Here is a 3147-nt window from a genome sequence, read left to right as displayed (position 1 = left end):
TAGATGCCCTCCTTTAAGATGTGGGTTATGTCTTAAAGGTGGTCTCACTTTCAAGGGGAGCAGTATACCACGCGGAAAAGATAAGGATGAGTGGATAGACTTACTGCAGAAACTATACGCACCAGAAATAAAGGAGAAAGTTGAGCTTTTTCTTTTCGATGACTATCGGAAAGCTTGTTTCACTAGTAACCGAGAATTCAAAAATAAACTTAACGACATGTTAGACGAACTCATTCGGTTAAGAAATTGAGTGAAAATCGTCATTGTGGACAATTAAAAGGGACCACATGTTTTCCCTTTCAATCGTATTACCACCATTTTTTTTGCTTTTCGTCAGTTCGGAACATTAAATTTTCTAGTTTTTTATCTATTTTGGTAAGAAGTTTATTTGTCTGCCTGTTGATGGCGTCTGGTTCTGAACTAAATTCATCATCTTCCTCATAAAACCATTCGGGATGTTCTTTCCTATAATAGGATTCTCTTCCCTTATAAAGATTTGGCATTTGCATATCCGAGTGGGGATCTGGGCAATCCCAAGCAAGGGCACTTAATTTTTTTCTTTCCGTTTGGTTGCTCCAAAGTTTTGGGTTCCAGCAGGCTGTTTCAAGGAATTCTTCGCCATCTTTTTTTAAAAAATCAGGCCAATCTTTATAATCCCAAGGCAAAAATCGTCTGTAAAAAGAACGCCGCAATGCTAAATCAGGTGAGTTGAGAAGTTCGTCATTGGCCTCCAATAAGTCAGCTAGACGTGAGCGCAGGTAAAAACTGTTTGGCGGAACATAGTATGAATCATTATTTTCTTTAGGAGGGTCAATCCGCCATCTATCTATGACTTGAGTTTTATTATCAAGGTTAAAAGGGAGGACGGTATCTGAAAGAAAATGGTTTAAAATATAAGCCCATTCTTGTGTCGCGGGAACATTTGCCGCTAATTCCCAAGCCGTTTTAAATATTCGGTTATAATGATAATCTGCCCATCCATCGAAAAAGTCTTCATCATACTCCGTGGCTAGCCTTGGATTATCACCAAGATGATAGACCATAATTTTGAAATTTTTGTCAGTAAGTTCGGCAAAATATTTCTGCCGATTTAAAAGATTTTCATAAAAATCAGTATTCATGTATGGGTTGGATGCTAAGGCTTCCAATTCGCTGAAATGGCCTTTTTTCAGCACAGCCGATAGATTTACTATTGGATCATTTTGTAAAAGGCCACATCCTAATAAAGCTGGACTAGCAAGAATAGCGCATCGAACTCCTGAATCCCCACGCCTAAATACCCTTTTAAGCACTGAGGAAACATATCCGTACTGCGCCAAACCAATATCAATTAAAGGATCATTCCTACGATAAAGAAGATATTCCAAAGGTCTTCTGGCACTATCAAATTCTGTTCGTGCAAACCCCCTAAAGCCTCCAACTTTGGGCTCTTCCCAATTTTTCGAAAGCCACTCATAGGCCTTTTCAGGTGAGCAATTCCACAAGAAGCTGGCAGTAATTCTTTTTTCGTATCTTTTCATGATTTGGCCCAAGGTAGGAAAAACCAAGGTTTCCGAATGTCTTTCCCTTAACGAATAAAGCATTTTATGATTATAATCGTTTTTTTTTGCCTTTCTTTTAGTGTCTACTCAAGCGCTGATAAAATGGGCCATTTAAATTAGAAGATTTTGTGCCATTTATAGATTAAAGAAAGACCCACCGCCGCATTTTAGTGAGTAATAATGTATCGTATGGAAAAAGAAACGGTTGGTTTTTCCTCTTTTAAGATTAGTCGTCTTTTGACATTATGTGTTCATGGTATCCACACAAACCTCCGAAATCTTGCTCTTCTGGGGTAAGATCGGCGCTACATATATAACATTCTTCATAGTTTCTCGTTGTAGAACAAGCAGCACAAAAATCCTCTTCTCTAAGGTAAGTTTCCAGCCTGCACCCAAAACAAGTAGTCACAGGAGATTCCCCGCCATCGGTCATCGCTACATAATTGTCCCATTCATAAGCTTTTGCACATGCCGACTCTATAATATTCTCGAATTCAGACATCTCGCCGCACGCGCGGCAATAAAAATAAAGTTCCATCCTGTCTTCTATTTCAGGATTTTGAGGTTTTATTAATTCTGATTTACAAGAAGAACAGCGAAAAAATCCCGCAATAGTAGAGAGTTCTGCTTCTTCCCATTTTATTTTATCGAATTCGGTTTTACAGTCTCTGAGTTCTTGATTGTAAACCTCGGCAACCTTAAGCAAAACTTCCCATGTATCCTCACCTAAAAGTTCCATTGGATCTTCGTTTAACTGAGTGGTAATAAAGTTTCTTAAAATAATAAAGGAACCAGCTAAAAGCTCCCTCAGGCGTGATGGGGTTTCCAATGTGCAATAATGCTCTATGTCATTCCTAATATCTGTGATGTGCTTAAGAGCCTCCTCTTCTATATCGATACCAAGACTTTTGAAACGTTGACGAATTTGTTCAACATCTACTGTTTTTTTTCCTGATCCCTTAAATAAAAGCTTTCCATTTGTCTCAAGAGTTGGCAAAATTTTCTGGTAAATTAAAACCTCATCAGAGTCACTAGGGGAAAGCTCGCGAAGCTTTTCCTTAAAAAGAAGTAAAACCCCCGCTGTTATATTTCGAACTGCCGATAAAACACGCCGAGGATCGGCATCGGAAGCTTGATAGTCTTCTACTCCAATTTGAATTGACTGCACCGCATTGTCGAGAATGGTTTTCATTGAAAATTTAGGATAATTTTATGGCTCTGATTTAATTATACAGGCCTTGTTAATTGAGTGATAATATAGATTATGAAAAATCATCCCATCTTTTTCCTGCCAGTTCAATAGGTTAATACCACCACAAAAAGTTATTGTAACATGTCATGTTACATGTTACGCTATATAATGATTGAGAATTTTAAGCATCGTGGCTTAAAAAAGCTTTACGAGAAAGGCGACCGAAGCGGCCTTCGCACGGATATTGCCGAGAAAGCCGAGTTGTATCTCTCTATTTTAGATACCGCTCAGACTGTACAAGAACTCAATATTACAGGTTTTGGCTTTCATCGGCTCACTGGCAACCTGAAAGGGTTTTACAGTGTTACCGTGTCACGGAATCACCGGATGATCTTCCGGTTTGAAGATGGCCAC

3 protein-coding genes are annotated in these 3147 nt (G+C 38.7%); 1 reads left to right on the top strand and 2 read right to left on the bottom strand.

Annotated elements, in window-relative coordinates; genetic code table 11:
• Positions 1 to 308: 308 nt before the first annotated feature.
• Both R3C13_RS14860 and R3C13_RS14855 read right to left on the bottom strand, forming a co-directional pair.
• A complete protein-coding gene (locus tag R3C13_RS14860; RefSeq protein ID WP_371311624.1) occupies positions 309 to 1520 on the bottom strand; it encodes a hypothetical protein in 1212 nt (403 codons plus the stop codon).
• Between the two features lie 247 nt (positions 1521 to 1767).
• Positions 1768 to 2733: a hypothetical protein gene (locus R3C13_RS14855; RefSeq protein ID WP_371311623.1), complete on the bottom strand. Its 966-nt coding sequence runs from the start codon at positions 2731 to 2733 to the stop codon at positions 1768 to 1770.
• Between the two features lie 168 nt (positions 2734 to 2901).
• Between R3C13_RS14855 and R3C13_RS14850 the strand changes: the two genes are divergently transcribed.
• Positions 2902 to 3147, top strand: a 246-nt coding sequence (locus tag R3C13_RS14850; protein WP_371311622.1) for a type II toxin-antitoxin system RelE/ParE family toxin, incomplete at its 3' end; no start/stop codon positions are given.

Source organism: Hyphomonas sp. (assembly GCF_041398385.1).
Lineage (GTDB): Bacteria > Pseudomonadota > Alphaproteobacteria > Caulobacterales > Hyphomonadaceae > Hyphomonas.
Note: the sequence above shows the minus strand (reverse complement) of the source record. Positions and strands in the feature narration are given on the sequence as shown.

Coding starts and splice junctions, on each gene's coding strand:
- R3C13_RS14860 (WP_371311624.1), bottom strand. CDS start 1,520: ATGAAAAGATACGAAAAAAGAATTACTGCCAGCTTCTTGTGGAATTGC.
- R3C13_RS14855 (WP_371311623.1), bottom strand. CDS start 2,733: ATGAAAACCATTCTCGACAATGCGGTGCAGTCAATTCAAATTGGAGTA.